15 protein-coding genes are annotated in these 16,250 nt (G+C 71.8%); 5 read left to right on the forward strand and 10 right to left on the reverse strand.

Translation table 11 applies throughout. The features are described 5' to 3' along the window. Nucleotides 1-378 precede the first annotated feature (378 nt). On the forward strand, nt 379-1,020 hold the full coding sequence (locus tag AB0M99_RS22660) for a ScbR family autoregulator-binding transcription factor (RefSeq protein WP_365923124.1): 642 nt from the start codon (nt 379-381) through the stop codon (nt 1,018-1,020). Between the two features lie 17 nt (nt 1,021-1,037). On the opposite strand, the gene AB0M99_RS22665 is transcribed toward AB0M99_RS22660, so the two are convergent. The 8 genes from AB0M99_RS22665 to AB0M99_RS22700 form a co-directional block, all read right to left on the reverse strand. Continuing rightward, nucleotides 1,038-1,664 (reverse strand): carboxymuconolactone decarboxylase family protein, encoded by a 627-nt coding sequence (locus AB0M99_RS22665; protein ID WP_365923126.1) that lies wholly within the window; start codon nt 1,662-1,664, stop codon nt 1,038-1,040. Nucleotides 1,665-1,863: 199 nt separating this feature from the next. Further along, nucleotides 1,864-2,649 carry a response regulator transcription factor gene (locus tag AB0M99_RS22670; protein WP_365923128.1) on the reverse strand — a complete coding sequence of 262 codons (786 nt, stop codon included), beginning with the start codon at nt 2,647-2,649 and terminating at the stop codon, nt 1,864-1,866. Nucleotides 2,650-2,803: 154 nt separating this feature from the next. Beyond that, entirely contained in the window at nt 2,804-3,205 is a 402-nt protein-coding gene (locus tag AB0M99_RS22675) for a GNAT family N-acetyltransferase (protein ID WP_365923130.1), read from the reverse strand. Next, the gene (gene purB, locus AB0M99_RS22680) at nt 3,189-4,469 is read right to left on the reverse strand and encodes an adenylosuccinate lyase (protein ID WP_365923132.1); all 1,281 of its coding nucleotides are present in this window, start codon (nt 4,467-4,469) and stop codon (nt 3,189-3,191) included. Before purB ends, AB0M99_RS22675 begins: the two co-directional genes overlap by 17 nt. A gap of 41 nt (nt 4,470-4,510) precedes the next feature. Further along, entirely contained in the window at nt 4,511-6,031 is a 1,521-nt protein-coding gene (locus AB0M99_RS22685; RefSeq protein ID WP_365923134.1) for a glutamine synthetase family protein, read from the reverse strand. A 17-nt stretch (nt 6,032-6,048) separates the two neighbouring features. Then, nucleotides 6,049-7,422, reverse strand: a complete 1,374-nt coding sequence (locus tag AB0M99_RS22690) for an amidase family protein (protein WP_365923136.1) — start codon at nt 7,420-7,422, stop codon at nt 6,049-6,051. Nucleotides 7,423-7,486: 64 nt separating this feature from the next. Then, the gene (locus tag AB0M99_RS22695) at nt 7,487-9,424 is read right to left on the reverse strand and encodes a hypothetical protein (RefSeq protein WP_365923138.1); all 1,938 of its coding nucleotides are present in this window, start codon (nt 9,422-9,424) and stop codon (nt 7,487-7,489) included. After that, entirely contained in the window at nt 9,421-9,750 is a 330-nt protein-coding gene (locus AB0M99_RS22700) for a 4Fe-4S dicluster-binding protein (protein ID WP_365923140.1), read from the reverse strand. Before AB0M99_RS22700 ends, AB0M99_RS22695 begins: the two co-directional genes overlap by 4 nt. A 377-nt stretch (nt 9,751-10,127) precedes the next feature. Here AB0M99_RS22700 and AB0M99_RS22705 point away from each other — a divergent pair, with 377 nt between their 5' ends. After that, nucleotides 10,128-10,832, forward strand: coding sequence for a gamma-glutamyl-gamma-aminobutyrate hydrolase family protein (locus AB0M99_RS22705; protein ID WP_365923142.1), 705 nt, complete (start codon nt 10,128-10,130; stop codon nt 10,830-10,832). A gap of 228 nt (nt 10,833-11,060) precedes the next feature. Here the strand turns inward: AB0M99_RS22705 and AB0M99_RS22710 are convergent, their stop codons facing one another. Both AB0M99_RS22710 and AB0M99_RS22715 read right to left on the reverse strand, forming a co-directional pair. Continuing rightward, nucleotides 11,061-12,155 (reverse strand): ScyD/ScyE family protein, encoded by a 1,095-nt coding sequence (locus AB0M99_RS22710; protein WP_365923144.1) that lies wholly within the window; start codon nt 12,153-12,155, stop codon nt 11,061-11,063. A gap of 526 nt (nt 12,156-12,681) precedes the next feature. Beyond that, nucleotides 12,682-13,620, reverse strand: a complete 939-nt coding sequence (locus AB0M99_RS22715; RefSeq protein ID WP_365923146.1) for a sigma-70 family RNA polymerase sigma factor — start codon at nt 13,618-13,620, stop codon at nt 12,682-12,684. A gap of 185 nt (nt 13,621-13,805) precedes the next feature. Between AB0M99_RS22715 and AB0M99_RS22720 the strand changes: the two genes are divergently transcribed. The 3 genes from AB0M99_RS22720 (at nt 13,806) to AB0M99_RS22730 (ending at nt 16,238) form a co-directional block, all read left to right on the forward strand. Then, complete coding sequence (locus AB0M99_RS22720) at nt 13,806-13,937, forward strand: hypothetical protein (RefSeq protein ID WP_365923148.1); 132 nt, start codon at nt 13,806-13,808, stop codon at nt 13,935-13,937. A gap of 210 nt (nt 13,938-14,147) precedes the next feature. After that, nucleotides 14,148-15,659, forward strand: coding sequence for an MFS transporter (locus AB0M99_RS22725; protein ID WP_365923150.1), 1,512 nt, complete (start codon nt 14,148-14,150; stop codon nt 15,657-15,659). Between the two features lie 162 nt (nt 15,660-15,821). After that, a complete protein-coding gene (locus AB0M99_RS22730; RefSeq protein ID WP_365923152.1) occupies nt 15,822-16,238 on the forward strand; it encodes a TIGR03618 family F420-dependent PPOX class oxidoreductase in 417 nt (138 codons plus the stop codon). Nucleotides 16,239-16,250: the final 12 nt, after the last annotated feature.

The following is a 16,250-nucleotide window of genomic DNA, read 5'->3' on the forward strand; positions in this document are numbered from 1 at the left end:
CCGAAACAAGACGCCGCATGCCTCCCTCATTCCGAGCTGGACCATGCCTGACCAGCGGAAATCAAGCGATCACGTTCGGTTGAGATACGGCTTCTGAGGGGTGCTCAGGGGCTTGGGAGGGCCTCGGGGATCCCCTGGGGCCCTTTGGGTTTTTGAGGGGCTTGGGAGGGCGGCTGGGGGGTTGTCACACTTTCCGGCCGGGTTACGTCATGGGTGGTGTCGGTCATCCCGAAGTGACGTGAGCCAGAGGTGATGGGTCTTGCAGGTGCGGGTCGGGGATCCGGCCGTTCTCCACCGGGCCTGGGGGCGGAGTACAGATCATGGGACCGGAAACATGTGCCCCGTTGGCAAACCGTGTTCGCGGTTTGTGGAGACTCCATGGTGAAGCAGGAGCGTGCTGCCCGCACGCGTGAAACTCTCGTCCGAGCCGCAGCCGAGGTGTTCGCCGAGGAGGGCTTCGTCACCGCCTCCATCGCCGCCATCGCCAGACGGGCCGGTGTCAGTGCGGGCGGACTGCACTTCCACTTCGGGAGCAAGCCGTTGCTCGCCGAGGCCGTGGAGGGCCGGGCGGCGGACGCGGTGCGCCGGATCACCTGGGGCCGCGGACGGGACGCGGACCGGGACGCGCTGCAGCTGATGGTGGACTCGACGCACGACCTGGCGGCCCTGTTGTCGCAGGATCCGGTCGTACGGGCGGGGTTCGGGCTCTGCGCGGACCTGGCCCGGGACAGCGTCGCGGACCTGCGGGGGCAGTGGCGGCGGTGGATCGAGGAGGTCTTCGCGGCCGCGGCGCGGGAGAACCGGCTGGCCGCCGGGGTCGAGCCGGACCGTGCGGCGCACGCGGTGGTCGCGGCGACCGTGGGGTTCGAGGTCCTCGGGGCGGCCGAGCCGGGATGGGTCTCGCGGGGGGTCGTGACGGAGTTCTGGGAGCTGCTGCTGCCGAGGCTGGCCTCGCCGGAGGAGCTGGAGCGGCTCACGGCCGGCGGGGTGGGAACGGACCCGTACATGTGCGGCTCGTAGGGCCGTTCCCGGGGCGGCTACCAGCCGAGTCGCGGTACCTCGCGGCGGGCGGGGCCGGGGCGGGGCTGGGTCCAGGGGGCCGGGGTGGCGGCGGCCGCCGGGCGCGGGGGGCGGGACGGGGTCCAACGCGGGGCCGGGGTCCTGGCGGTGGTCTGCTGGTCCGCCTGGTCGGGCCGGCGGGGCGCGGGGGTCGCGGGCCTCGCGGTGGCGGGGTGGAAGCGGTGCCAGGCGTCGCTGGTGGTGACGGTGGCGAAGAGGGCCGTGAGGGCGCGTTCGCCGTAGTGGCGGGAGGCCTCGGCCCACACCTCGTCCGGTACGCGGTCGTGCGCGGTGTCGCCGGCGGCGTGGGTGACGGCCTCGGTGAGGGAGAGGGCGGCGCGCTCGGCGTCGGTGAAGCAGGCCGGGTCGGAGTTGCGCCAGTCCGCCACGGAGCCGAGGCGCTCGTTGCTCTCGCCCTTGCGCTTGAGGGCGCGGCCGTGCATCCGGGTGCAGGCGGCGCAGCCGATGAGCTGGCTGGCGCGCAGGTGGACCAGGCACTGCGTGGCGGGTGAGACGCCGGCGATGGCCGCGGATGCGGCAAGTGCTGCGAGTGCCTTGGTCGCACCCGGGGCGATGATTGCCGGACCAACCAGTCGAGTCTGCATGGCTGTCCTCCTCAGAGCCGTACAGAGCGCCGTCGCCGCACGGGGTGAGGGGCGGTCGGTGTCTGTCATCGGTATGACGGAGGAGCCGTGGGAAACGTGACGGGATGACGGCCGGGAAGTGGAAGGGGTTTCTGGCAGCCGGAAACCCCCGGGCGGTGGGGACGCCCGGAGGCAGGGTCCTGCGGGGCCGGCGGGCGGGTCAGGGGTGGCCGAGTTTGAAGCCCACGCCGCGGATGGTGATGATCCAGCTGTTGGCACCGAGTTTGCCGCGCAGGCTGCTGACATGGGTGTCGACCGTGCGGCGGGACCAGGAGTCGCCCCAGACCTGCTGGAGCAGGCGCTTGCGGGAGACGACCGTCTCGGGGTGGGAGGCCAGCAGGAGCAGGAGGTCGAACTCCTTGCGGGTCAGCCTGACCTCGTCGCCCGCGAGGGTGACCTCGCGGGAGTTGACGTCGATGCGCAGCGGGCCGTGTTCGACGGCTGCCGCGGTGGTGGCCGGCTCCCATTGGGAGCGGCGCATGACGGCTTCGATGCGGGCCATCAGCTCGCGGAAGCCGTAGGGGCGCACCACGTAGTCGTCCGCGCCGGCCTGCAGGCCGAGGACGCAGTCGAGTTCGGAGCCGCGGGAGGTCACGATGATGACCGGGACGCGGCTGGTGGAGCGGATGACGCGGCAGACCTCCAGGCCGTCGAGGTCGGGGAGGTCGAGGTCGAGGAGGACGAGGTCGACGTCCTCGTGGACCCGCAGGGCGGCGGTGCCCTTCTGTGCGCACACGGTTTCGTGGCCGTGCCGGCGCAGTCGTTCTACGAGGGGGTCCGTGCCGTCGGCGGCGCTGTCGACGACAAGGATCCGCAGGTGGCCGCACGGGCCGGCCGCGCGGGGCCCCGGGCCGGTCGGGTGTTCTTCGACCGGGTGGGGCTCCGCGAGGCCGTGCGGCGCCGGTATGTGGGGCTCCAGAAGGGCCCCTGAGGAAATCTGGTTCATTACTCCCCCGCGACTCACGCATCCCACGGCGACACGTCCGTGGGAGCTCGTGCTGGGCTCGCCGGAAAACCTACCGAGCGGTGCCGGTGAACTGAAGTGGACAGGGAGGCCGGTCGAACGGCTCTCCGGTCGCCTGCGAGCCCGCTGCGAGCCGCTACGGGTTGAGGACCCAGGCCGAGCCGTGCTGGGTGAAGCCGATGTGGGGGTAGTACTCGGCCGCGGCCGGCGCCGACAGCAGGACGATCTTGACTCCCGGCGTCTCCTTCTGGGTCGCCTCGATCAGCGCGCGGCCGATGCCGCCGCGCTGGTGGGTGCGGTCGACGGCGATGTCGGAGAGGTACGTGACGTAGCTGAAGTCGCTGACGCTGCGGGCGATGCCGATGAGCTTGTCGCCGTCGCGGGCGACGAGGACGAGGTTGGCGTTGTCGAGCATGGCCCGGAAGCGGGCGGTGTCCTCGATGGGGCGGCGCTCGCCCAGGCCGGAGGCGCGGTACACCTCGAGGACTTCGTCGAGGTCCAGGGAGGCGCCCTCGACGCGCTCAATCTTCCAGTTCACGGAGCTGCTCCAATCGGTTGCGGATGACGTCGTGGTTGCGCAGGAAGCGGTCCGGGGTGAGCGTGCCCGGGTCGATGCCCTCCTTGGCGAGGGTATGCGTGAAGTGCTCGCCGGAGGCGATGGTGTTGTTGGCGGCGGCCTGGACGGCGCGGTAGGCCTTCTCGCGTTCCATGCCGCCCTGCAGGAGGTCGGCGAGGACGGTCGAGCTGTAGACGAGGCCGTTGGTCTGGTCGATGTTCGCGGCCATCCGCTCCGGGAAGACGTTGAGGTTCTCGACGAGCTCCGCGGCCTTCGTCGCCTGGAAGTGGCCGACGCAGAGGCTGTCGGGCAGGATGACCCGCTCGACGGACTGGTGGGCCAGGTCGCGTTCGTGCCACAGGGCGACGTTCTCCACCGCCGAGTTCGCGTAGCCGCGCAGGAGGCGGGCGAGCCCGTTGAGGCGCTCGCTGCTGGTGGGGTTGCGCTTGTGGGGCATGGCGCTGGAGCCCTGGTAGCCGGCGGTGCGCCGCTCCTCGACCTCGCGCACCTCGGTGCGCTGCAGGAGGCGCAGTTCCAGGGCGAGGTGCTCGACGCAGGCGCCCATGGTCGCGACGGCCTGGAGGAGCTGGGCGTGCCGGTCGCGGGCGACGACCTGGCTGGGTGAGGATTCGACGCCGAGGCCGAGGGCCTGGCACACGTACTGCTCGACGTACGGGTCGATGAGCGCGTACGTGCCGACCGCGCCGGAGATCGTGCCGACGGCGACCGCTTCGCGGGCGGCCTTGAGGCGGCCCAGGGAGCGGTCGACGGCGAAGGCGAAGCCGGCGAGCTTGTGGCCGAAGGTGGTCGGCTCGGCGTGGACGCCGTGGGTGCGTCCGATGATCGGGGTGTTCCAGTGCTCGGCGGCGCGTTCGGCCAGGACGCGGCGCAGCCGGCGGCCGGCGGTCAGCAGGTGGTCGGTGGCGGTGGCGAGGATGTGGCCGAGGGCCGTGTCCACCAGGTCGTAGCTGGTCATGCCGAGGTGGACGTAGCGGGCGGAGTCCTCGGGGATGCCCTCGCAGAACGCGGCGAGGAAGGAGAGGACCTCGTGGTCGCGGTCCAGCTCGATCTCGGAGACGCGGCTGATGTCCGGCACGGGGGCGCGGCGCATGTCCTCGACCGCGCTCTGCGGTATGACGCCGAGTTTCGCCTGCGCCTCGGAGGCGAGGATCTCTACGCGTACCCAGATCTCGTAGCGCGATTGGCACAGGGCGGCCATCTCAGGCAGCGTGTAGCGGGGGATCATCTCTGCTCGACTTTCGGTCGCAGGGGATGGCGGCAGCGCGGTCAGAAGTGCTCGAAGTACTCGCGCTGTTCCCATTCCGTGGTGGCCGTGCCGGTGGGCCGGGCCTCGGCGGCCCAGGCGTCGTACCGGGCGGCCTCGCTCTCCTTGAGCTTGGTCAGGCAGGCGGCGAGCGGCTTGCCGAGGAGGTCGGCGGCGGGGCCGGCGCGGAACGCTTCCAGGGCCTCGGGCAGCGACTGCGGCAGGGTTTCGGCGCGGGGGTCGGGTGCCGAGCCGACGCGGACGGGCTCGGTGGTGCCGGGCAGTCCGTCGAGGCCTTCGAGGCCTGCGTGGAGCTGGGCGGCGATGTTGAGGTAGGGGTTGGCGCTGGGTTCGCCGACGCGGTTCTCGATGTGGGTGGAGCTGCCGGCGCCGACGACGCGGATCATCGCGCCGCGGTCCTCGAAGCTCCAGCCGATGCGGGTCGGGGAGAGCGAGTGCTCGGCGCCCAGGCGGCGGTAGCCGTTGACGGTGGGGACCGAGAGCAGGCAGTAGGCGCGGGCCCGGTCCATGAGGCCTTCGGCGTAGGACTTGCCGGCGGTGGAGATGCCAGCGGCGGGGCCCTCGGCGGCGAAGATGTTGCGGCCCGTGGTGTCGTCGACGACGGACTGGTTCAGGTGCCAGCCGCTGGGGTCGAAGCTGTCGACGCGGGGCAGCGACATGAACGAGGCGTGGTAGCCGCGGCGCGCGCAGGACTGCTTGACGAAGGTGCGGAAGAAGAGCATCGCGTCGGCGGTGTCCAGCGCGGTCATGGGGCTGAAGGTGGTCTCGATCTGGCCGGGGCCCGATTCGTGTTCCATGGAGCGCAGGGGCAGGCCGAGGGCGACCAGGTCCAGGGCGATGGGGTTGGTGATCGCGGCGACGGAGGCGTAGGCGCTGTCGCCGTTGAACTGGTAGCCGGAGTTGACGGCTTCCACGGCGGGGGCCGGGCCCTGCAGTCCGAAGCCGTTGCCGGAGTTGCCGGGCGCTGCGTCGAGGCGGCGGGTGAGGTACCACTCGGCTTCGAGGCCGACGATGGGGGTGAGGTTGCGCTCGGCGTACCGGGCGGCGATCTTCTTGAGCACGTGCCGGGTGGACAGCGGGTGCGGGGTGCCGTCGCGCAGGTACTCGTCGCCCTGGATCCAGGCGGTGCGCGGGCCGTCGCCGGGCAGGACCTGGAAGGTGAGCGGGTCCGGGACGAGGACGAAGTTGCCGGCGCCGGCGATCTCGGAGACGCCGATGCCCGGGTCGCCGGACTGGAAGTCGATGGCGACGGCGTGGCCGGTGTCGAAGATGAACGGGCCGGGGCTGAAGTCCATGCCGTTGCGCAGGACGCCCTCGAAGACCTCGGCGGTCAGGGTCTTGGAGCGGGCGAGCCCGTGGGGGTCGCAGAACGCGACGCGTACGAGGTCGATGTCGCGCAGGCCGGCTTCGATCTGTTCGGCCGCGGCGGTCTGCTCGTCGTTCCAGAGGCCGAATTCGGCGACGAACGACGAGCGGCCGACGCCGCCTTCCCCGTACGGGCGAGACCACGAGCGTGCATACATGGGCTACCGCACTCCTTCTATGACACACGATCCGGTATGGCGGGCAGGGGCCCGAGCTCTGCTTCGATCCGCAGGGCGGTGGAGAGGACGAGGTCGTCGGCGCCCACGGGCCCGACGAGCTGGAGGCCCACGGGGAGCCCGGCCCGGGTGAGTCCGGCCGGCAGGGACACCGCCGGCTGACCGGTCATATTGAAGGGGTACGAGGCAGGGGCCCAGTCGAGCCACAGTAGATCCCTGGGATCGGATGCCCAGGAAGGTCCGATGGCCTCGGCGGAGAACGGTTCGATGGGGACGGTGGCCATGACGAGGAGGTCGAAGCGGTCCATCACCGACCGCAGGGTGGAGCGCAGTTCGTGGCGCACCCCTTCGGCCCGCATCACGGCGGCGCCGCTGAGGGTGCGGCCGTATCGGACGATCTCCAGGCGGCCCTGGTCGATCCACTCGTCGTCGTCGGGGTCGGTGCCGGCGGCCTCGGTGGCGGCGACGATGTCGACGAGGGCGGGGTAGATGCCGCCGCAGCGGACCTCGACGCGCTGGACGTGGTGTCCCTGCGCGGTGAGCAGGGGCCAGGCCTGTTCGGTGATGCGGCGGATCTCCTCGGTGGTGCCGGGGTATTCGACCCAGCCGATCCGCAGGGAGCGGGCTTCGCGGCGGGCGTCGAGGGAGCCGAGGCTGGAGTCGGGGTCGAGGCTGTCGGGTCCGGCGAGCACGGCGGCCAGTTCGATGACGTCGGGGACGTTCTTGGCGATGGGCCCGAGGTGGGCGAGGCGCTCGGCGCCGGCGGGGACGTAGGGCACTCGCCCGAAGGAGGGTTTGTAGCCGACGGTGCCGCAGAACGCGGAGGGGATGCGGATGGAGCCGGCGCCGTCGGTGCCGAGCGCGCCGGCGCACATGCCGGCCGCGACCGCGGCGGCGGCTCCTCCGCTGGAGCCGCCGGCGGTGAGGCTGAGGTCGCGGGGGTTGCGGGTGGGCGGGGCCACCCGGCAGACGGTGCTGGCGCTCCAGCCGTACTCGGAGGTGGTGGTCTTGCCGACGATGATGGCGCCGGCGGCGCGCAGCCGCGACACGGCCGGGGTGTCGGCCTGCGCGCGGCCGTTGGGCAGCAGGGATCCGCGGGTGGTGGGCAGGTCGGAGGTCTGGATGAGGTCCTTGACGGACACGGTCACCCCCAGCAGGGGGCGGTCCTGCCAGGCCGCCGTGCCGAGCTCGCGGATGCGGGCGTCGGCCTGTTCGGCGGCCTGGAGGGCCTCTTCGCCGGCGACGGAGACGTAGGCTCCGAGTTCGCCGTCGTGCTTGTGGATCCGGCTCAGGACCGACTGGACGTGCTCGAGGACGGAGACGTCTCGCAGGCGGAGGATCTCCTTGGTTTCGCCAACGCCGATAGAGGTCAACGGATCTCCTAGAGGGAACGGCCGGTGGGCCGAGCCGGGTCGGGGCCGGGTCCGGCTCCGGGGCTCAGGCCACCTGGTCTGACGAGTCGGACTGTTCGGGGGCGTCGGGGGCGGATGCCATGACGTTGTCCCAGTGCCACTGGGAGTCGAAGGAGGTGACCTCGACTTCGGTGCCGGCGGCGGCGAGCGAGGCGGCGAGGCTGGACGCCCTGGCGATGAACGCCGAGGTGCGGTGGGCGGCGAGCATGTCCTGGGTGGTGAAGGGCTCGCCTTCGCAGCGCAGCAGGCGCAGGTCCATGAACCCGTTGAACTTGCGGTCCAGCACCTCCACCGTGTGCGGGCTGCGGACGGTGAAGCGGACCATGTTGTTGACGTGGCCGTGGTGGTGCTGGTCGGAGTAGAAGGCGATGTCGGGGATGGTGGGCGGGACGAAGTGGTCGCGCGCCTCGATGTCGGCCGTCCTGGGGAGGTTGCCGGCGATGAAGTGCCAGGAGTTGTACTGCATGCGCGAGGACATGGCCCAGGCGGTGTCGGCGAGCCGGGCGCTGGAGTCCGCGAAGTAGGAGCGGGCCTCGGGGCGCGGGACGACGCAGCAGAAGAACTCGGTGATGCCCCAGTCGACGATCTCGGCCCAGTTCTCCTCGCGCAGCGCGTCGATGAGGCGGGGCAGCGAGCGCAGGCCGCGGCTCATGGAGAAGTCGGCCTCGAAGGCGTCGGTGGCGGCGGCGACGGCCTCGTAGACGAGGGATTCGAGTCCGGTGCCGAACTCGCCGTGCGGCTCGGCCAGCCACTGGGGGGAGGCGGCGAGCGCGTCGCCGAGCTCGTCGAGGTCGGCGCCGGCCAGCGGCAGGCGGGCGGTGAGGCGGGCGGTGACGGCGGCCTCGCGGGCGCGGGCCTCGTCGCCGTAGGGCTCGGCGACCCGCTCGATCTTGTGGACGAGCGCGCCGTGGATCTCGCGGTAGAGCTGGGCGTCGGCCAGGACGCCCTTGCGGCGCTCGAACAGGGCGCGGGCCAGGGTGTCGAGGTCCGCGACGCTCGCCGTGGCGGGGCGCGCGACCTCCTCGCCGCCGGGTACGTCGTTGTAGTGGCGGCGGTTCTGCTCCAGCTGGTACGCGACGTGCTCCAGGGACAGCTGCGTGCCGTTGGCCTCCTCGATGCGGGCGTAGCCCGCGGAACGGATGAGGAGGGTGAGGCAGGTGACCATCACGGCGTCGCTGTCGGGCCACAGTTCCAGGGGCAGGCCCTGGAGGGCGCTCAGGAAGCAGTCGGGGTGGCCGGGCCACAGCGTCTTGCCGGTGACGGTGTTGCCGTCGCGGAAGTTCGTGTACTGGCGGTCCTCCTGGTAGAGCATGAAGGGGGCGGTGCGCTGGGCGGCCTCCTTCAGGGCCGCCAGGGCCTCGTCGCGGCCCTGCGGGCCCAGGGTCCGCAGCCAGTCGCGGCAGTCGGCGACCGACTGCTCGAAGCGGTCCGCGGCGCGGCTGACCTCGGCCTGGTAGTCGGCGACGGCGCGGGCCGACCACGGCACGCGCAGGACGCCGGCGACGAGCTTGGCGGTGACCGACAGCGGGGACTGGCCCGGGACGCGGACGACGATGCGGCCGCTGGTGGTGAGTCCGATCTCGCCGAGGAACACCGGCTCGCCGGCGGCGGGCGCCGTGGCGCCCTGGTACTCGTACGGGTCGTCCTCGCGCCAGGTCACGCCGCACAGCACCTTGAGCGCGGCCTCGTCGGCGGTGCGCAGGGCGCGCAGCTGGACGTCGGCGGGGACGAAGCCGTCGAGGGAGGCGAGGATGCCGACGGCGGTGGTGAGGTCGGGGGCCTCGGACGCCTGCTGCCAGACCCGCTGGAGGAGGCCGGGGAAGCCGGCGTCCTCCTCTCTGACGTGGTCCGGTTTGGCGGTGGCGCCGGCGGGCAGGCCGAGGCGGCTGGGGCGGCGGCTCTGCCGCTTCTTGGCGTTGAGGGCCCGGCGGGAGGTGCCGGAGCGGTCGGGGAGCGCGCTCACGCGGTGCCTCCGGCGGTCAGCTCGATGTGGTTCCACATCGACTCGTCGGTCGGGGTCCAGTCCTCGTCGACGTAGATGCAGTCGACCGGGCACTCGAGGACGCACACAGGGCAGCCCGAGCACAGTTCGGGGATGATCACGACGTCGATCCCGCGGTCGAAGATCGCCCCGAACTCGGCGGGGCAGGCGCGCAGGCAGGTGTCGCAGGTGATGCACTCCGACTTCTCGATGCGGCGCGGCGGCTTCTTCCATTCGGTGCGCGATCGCGAGGCGATCCGCTCGGCCCGCCCGGACGCCTCCGCCGGGGTTTCGCTTACCTTGAGCATGAGGTGCTCTCCTTATGGCGTCTTCGCAAGTACCCGCGTATGAGCGTGTGGTCCAGTGCCGATCCGTGGAGATGCCCGCAGGGCATTCGCCGTCCGCTCCCAAGTGGCTCCACAACCCGCCTACATTGCAGCGGGGTGCGGTGCACCGGGAGTCGAGGCGTCCAGGATGGGCGCTCGTATTCCGCTGGAACTCTGGTGGTGCTCAGGGGTTTGCGGGGTTTGTTTCGCTGTGGGCTGCGTGGAGCGGATGACTTTCCGTACCCGCGACGGGCACCATGTCTGGACCTGGGAGGGCTGTTTCCGCGCCCCAATTCCAGACTCGCCCGGCTTCTTGCCCGGTTTTCGGAAGAAGCCGATGAGCAGAAGGACGACTTGCGATGAATCGACCAGTAGTGGCGTTGACCGCCGCCTCGGCTTCGATCCAATGGAGCATCTGGGGTGAGGTGGAGTCCTGCCTGCTGCCCGTGACGTACCAGGAGAGGGTGGCGCGGGCGGGCGGCGCCCCGCTGCTCCTGCCGCCGATGGTGGACGCCGTCCGCCCCGTCATGGAGCGTGTGGACGCGCTGCTGATGACCGGCGGCGAGGATGTGGATCCGGCTCTGTACGGGGAGGAGCCGGGGAAGTTCACCCGTCCCCCGGACAAGGTGCGCGAGGCCGCCGAGCTGGCGGCGCTGGCCGTGGCTCAGGAGCGCGGGATACCCGTGCTGGGGATCTGCCGCGGTCTGCAGCTGATCTCCGTCGTGCGCGGCGGCACCCTGGACCAGCACCTGCCCGAGCACGCGCCGAGGGTGCCGGGCCGGTACGACGAGCGGCCCATCCGGGTGGAGCCCGGTTCGGTGCTCGGCTCCACGCTGGGGGCGAGCGCGACCGTGTACTGCCACCACCACCAGGGCATCGACAAGCTCGGCGAGGGCCTGGTGGCCACCGCGTGGTCGGCGGACGGGGTCGTCGAGGGGGCGGAGGCGGCGGATCCGCAGGCGCCGTTCCTCGTCGGGCTGCAGGCGCACGGGGAGTTGGGCGAGGACACCGACCCGCTCTTCGAGGCCTTCATCGAGGCGGCGAGGCGCGGTCCGCGGCGCTGACCGGCGGCTGCGGGCCGCGCGCGGGGGCTGGGCGCGGGGGCCGGTCGTGGGGGCCGGCCGGGAACTGCGCGGGCGGGCGGCGCGTGAGCGGACGGTGTGACAGAACGGCGTGACAGAACGGTGTGACAGAAGGGCGTACGCGAAGCCGTACGGGAACGGCCGACGGCCCGGCCACCGCGGTACTGCGCGGTGGCCGGGCCGTCGGTGTGCGGGCCGTGGCGTCTGCCGTTACGGGCGGACGCGCAGCAGCTTGCTGTTGATGCTGTTCCCGGCGACCACGTAGATCTGGCCCTGCGGGCCGATGTCCAGGCCGGTCGGCTGGTTCAGCGGCTCGGTGGTGGGGACGTCGGTTATCGCCTTGGTGGAGAGGTTGATCTTGGACAGGCGGCCGTCCTTCGGCGGGCCCTGCTGGAACCCGTCCGTGAAGGACAGCGCGTACAGGTTGCCCTTGCCGTCCAGCGCGATGTCGACGAGGTTCGTCAGGCCGGTGACGACGACCTCGGGCTGGCCGCCCGGCGCGATCTTCCAGATGCGGGAGGCGTCCTTGCGGACCCCGCTCATGTCGGAGATGTATACGGTGCCGTCGCCGCCCCGGACGATGCCGGTGGGCACGGCTTCGGCGAGACCCGTGGAGGTTTCGTTCTTGGGGAAGACGAACCGCGTGCTGGTGGTGCCGACGCAGTTGGAGGCGATCAGGGTGTTGCCGCCCGCGTCGGTGGTCAGGTAGCCGCTGCCGTTCTTGATGAAGCGCCACGGGTTGGCGTGCACGTCGCCGCCGTCCGGGTTCAGCCGGGTCTCGATGTCGGCCAGGTCGGCGAGGATCTTCCCGTCCCGGGTCCGGTAGAGGGTGCCGAGCGTGGACGCCGCCGGGCCGAGGGCGGCGCGGGTCTCGGCGGTGCCGCCGAGGCCGCTCAGGACCACGTAGCCGCCGCCGGCGGCGGGCTCCACGCTGGTGGGGCCGCTGACCTCCTGGGCGCCGCCGGTGGCCGTGGAGCCCTTGCCGGCGGAGGCCAGGCCCGTCAGGACGCGGCCCTTCTGGGTGCCCCGGACCTGGTAGACGGCGCCGCTCTGGCCGACGCAGTGGGCGTCCGCCGCGCAGTCCGCCTTGCCGTCGCCGGCTTCGGCGACCAGGACGCGTCCGTCCCGCAGGGCGGTGACGTCGCGGGCGTTGACCAGCCCGGTCGCGAGCACCTCCAGGGTGGCGGCGGCCCGGGTCCGGGCCGGGGCCGCCTGGGCGGGGGTCGCGACGAGCGGGGCCGTGACGCCGGCCAGGGCCGCAGCGGTCAGGAAGGCGGTCCTCCAAGACCTGACTGAAGTCGACATTTCTCTCCTAAGTCGTGGACGCCCCCGTCAGAGGAGCGATTCGAAATCCCGTGCCACGATAGGCAGTCGAGTTGGCCGGTATAACCCCTTGCCGGATATGGGGGGCCCGGACTCCAGCAGGTCTCCGGGGATATTGCAGGGAAGGTGTACGGGAAGCCGTGCACCGGCGCTCGGAGCGGAATCCGGGGCATCGTTTTAGGGTGTTTTCGCAAATCCCTGGAAGGGCCGGAAGCCGAGCCGCGCGCGAGGGGTCCGCGAGTTTTCGGCCGGAAAGCGCGAGGGCCCTGCCGGGAGAATTCGGCAGGGCCCTCGCGTCGTGCGGGAAATGTGGCTCGTACGTCGAACGGTCCGGGCGGGTGCCGCCGTGGGCGGGGGACCGGGAACCACGGCGGCACGCCGGCGTGCGTCCGTACCGGCGTGCAGGGGGGAGCCGCACGGCTCGGGCGCGGTCCCATCGTGGGAGGTCCGGGACGAGCGGGGGTGGAGCCGGGATGGCGACCCCCTCGAACCCGTCGGCAGGACCGTCCTAGTCCACGGCGTCCACTCCGGCCACGGCGTCCGCGGCGTCCGCGTCCGGGCCCGTGTCGGGGACCAGGATGTCGAGGCGGGCCACCTCGGCCGGGGCCATGACCACCGAGACCTGGGTGATCCGGTCCTCGACGATGGTGAACACCATGACGCGGAAGCGGCCGTCGACGCGAGCGACGACGCCCATGCCGCCGCCCACGAGCGCCACCTGGGCGCTCTGCGCGAACTGCGCGAACGTCGCGGCCTGGCGGGCCACCAGGGCCGCTCCGCGCACCGCCGACAGGGCGCCGGCCATGCCGTTGTCGGAGCGCGCCACCACATCGGGGTCGAGCACCTCCAGCAGAGCCTCGAAGTCCCCGCCGCGCGCGGCGCTGAGGAAGGCGTTGACGATCCGGCGCTGTCGGCCGAGGTCCGGCTGGGGCAGGGTCTCCGCGCCCCGGACCCGGCGGCGGGCCCGGCTGGCCAGCTGGCGGGCCGAGGCCGGGGTGCGCTCCGTGATGGCGGCGATGTCCTCGAACGGCACGGCGAACAGGTCGTGCAGGACGAACGCGAGCCGCTCGGCGGGGGTCAGCTTGTCCAGGACCACGAGCATGGCCGCGCCGACCGAGTCGGCGAGCAGGGCCTCGGCCTGGGGGTCGCTGGGGCGCGCCGCCCGCGCCGCGTCGGCGGGGGCCGGCTCCACCGGCCGGACCTCCAGGGGCTCCTCGCGCCGGGATGCGCGCGTGCGCAGCATGTCCAGGCAGACCCGGCCGACCACGGTCGTCAGCCAGCCGCCCAGGTTCTCGATCTCCGCGGAGTCGGAGCGGCTGAGCCGCAGCCAGGCCTCCTGGACGGCGTCCTCCGCTTCGCTGAGCGAGCCGAGTATCCGGTAGGCCACTGCCCGAAGACGGGTCCGTTCGTCCTCGAAGCGCTTCGCCAGCCAGTCGTGCTCGTCCACTGTCCCGTCCTTGCCTTCCGCGTCCGCCGACAAGCTGACGGACGGTCATCGGTTCTTATGCGGAAGGTAATTGTGTCAGTTCCGTGTCGGGTAGGGCGCGTGCCGAGCGGTTCTCAAGTCTTTCCTGAGCGGCTTTCCAGCAGATCTTGACAGTGTGGCCCGATCGGAAAGCAGAGGAGGAGCTGGTGCACGACATCCAAGAGGAACTCGACTGGCGTTCTTACAACCTCGTCATGGGGGCCCCGCCGCTGTGGCTCGCCGGGGTGGAGGAGGAAGAGGAACGGGCCGACCCGCACATCGTGCGCGGCATCGACTGAATGGACGGCCGGTCCGGCGGGACTCAAGGCGGAGTCGAGAGGCCCCGGGCACGCTGCTGAGCAGCGGAACTGCCAAGCGGAAGGTGGGGCGATGAAGCCGAGGACCGGCGCGCGCCGCGGCCCGCGATCGGGGTGGCCCGGTGGCTCAGTCCCGGCATCGTCGGCGACCGCTCTCACACACTCGATTCTGCATAGCTGAGGAGTTACCCAATGACTGCCCCCGACGTGGTCACGAGCGGGAAGGGCACGGGTGCGGGCTACAAGGCCGGCGCGATCCTTGCCTTTGTCTGCATGGCCCAGTTCATGGTCTTCCTCGACGTGTCGATCGTGAATCTTGCACTTCCGTCCATTCAGGACGGGCTCGGCATGTCCGACGTCAGCCTGGAGTACGTGGTCACGGCGTACGCGACCGTGCTGGGCGGCTTCCTGCTGCTCGGCGGCCGGCTCGCCGACCGCTACGGCCGCCGCCGGGTCCTGCAGACCGGTCTGACCGTTTTCGCCCTGGCCTCGCTCGTGGCGGCCCTGTCCGAGAGCGGCAACGTGCTGATCAGCGCGCGTGCCGTCCAGGGCCTGGGTTCCGCGATGATCGCGCCCGCGGCGCTGTCGATCCTGACCAACACCTTCCCCGAGGGTCCCGAGCGCAACAAGGCGCTCGGCCTGTGGGGTTCCCTCTCCGGCATCGCCTCGATCGTGGGCGTGATCCTCGGCGGTGTGCTCGCCGACGGTCCCGGCTGGGAGTACATCTTCTACATCAACGTGCCGATCGGCCTGCTCGCCGCCCTGTTCGCGGCGCGCGTCGTCCCGGACTCCAAGGCCGACGGCCCGCGCACCCGCTTCGACATCTTCGGTGCCGCGACGCTCACCAGCGCCCTGCTGCTGCTGATCTTCACCCTGGGTGAGGCCACGCACCGCGGCTGGGGCGACACCCGCACGCTCGTCTCCTTCGGCATCGTGGCGGTCCTGCTCGCGACGTTCCTGGTGATCGAGACCAAGGTCGAGGCGCCCGTGATGCCGCTGCGCGTCTTCCGCCTGAAGTCGGTCAGCACCGCGAACATCGCGGCCGTGTCGGTCTTCGGTGCCTTCTCCGCCCTGTTCTTCTTCGCCAGCATCTTCATGCAGCAGGTGTACGGGTTCTCGCCGATGAAGGCGGGCTTCGCGTACGTGCCCCTCGCCTTCTGCGTCGCGGCCGGCGCGGGCATCGCCTCGGGGATGATCGCCAAGGTCGCCGCCCGCATCGTGCTCCTGATCGGCCTCGCCGCCACCATCGGCGGTCTGCTGCTCCTGACGCGGTCCCCGGCCGGCGGTTCGTACGCGGTCGACCTGCTGCCCGCCTTCATCCTCCTCGGCATCGGCTGCGGCATGTGCTTCGTGACGCTGCAGATCGCCGCGTTCGCCGGCATCGCCGACTCCGAGGCCGGTGTGGCCGCGGGTCTCATCAACACCAGCCAGGAGGCCGGCGGCGCGCTCGGTCTCGCCGTCATCGTGACCATCGCCTACAACGGTCTCGCCGAGAAGCTGACCAAGGCCGGCGGCGACGCCGCCCAGGTCGTGTCCGTGCAGGAGTCGGCGAACCACACCGCCTTCCTCGCGGCGGCCTGCTTCGCGGCGGTCGCGCTGTTCATCGCGGCCTTCTTCTTCCCGAACGCCAAGCCGCAGGCGGCCGCCCCGGCGGCCGACGGCGAGGCGGCCGTCGAGACCCCGCAGAAGGTGATCGCGCACTGACGCTCCCCCGCCGGGCCCCGGCCCGGTGAAAGAGCACCAGTCAGAGCTCAGTCGGAGCTCAGTCAGACGGGGCAGTCCCCGCCCGCGGCGCCCCCCGGACCGAACCCGGGGGGCGCCGCGGCGCAAGGGCCCCCCTCCACCGCACCGCAGAAGGACGTACTCGTGTCGCAGCCCACAGCCCGCGCCGCCGAACTCGCCGTGTCGGCGCAGGCCGACGCCTTTCTGACCGAACCGCACATCGCCACGCTGACCACGCTCAGGCCCGACGGATCGCCGCACGTGGCGCCCGTACGGTTCACCTGGGACCGGGAGGCGGGACTGGCCCGGATCATGACCGTCGTCTCCTCGCGCAAGGCCCGCAACCTGCTCGCCGCGCCGGGCAGCCGTGCCGCGCTGTGCCAGGTGTCGGACTTCACCTGGGTCACGCTGGAGGGCACGGCCCGGGTCGTCGACCAGGCCGGCCGGGTGGAGGAGGGGGCGCGGCGCTACGCCAAGCGCTACTGGTCCGCGCCGCCGAACCCGCCGGGGCGGGTCGTCATCGAGATAGTGGTCGACCGCGTCGTGAGCCTCAACGTCTGACGCCGGCCGGCG

The sequence above is a fragment of the Streptomyces sp. NPDC051183 genome (assembly GCF_040682455.1).
Lineage (GTDB): Bacteria > Actinomycetota > Actinomycetes > Streptomycetales > Streptomycetaceae > Streptomyces.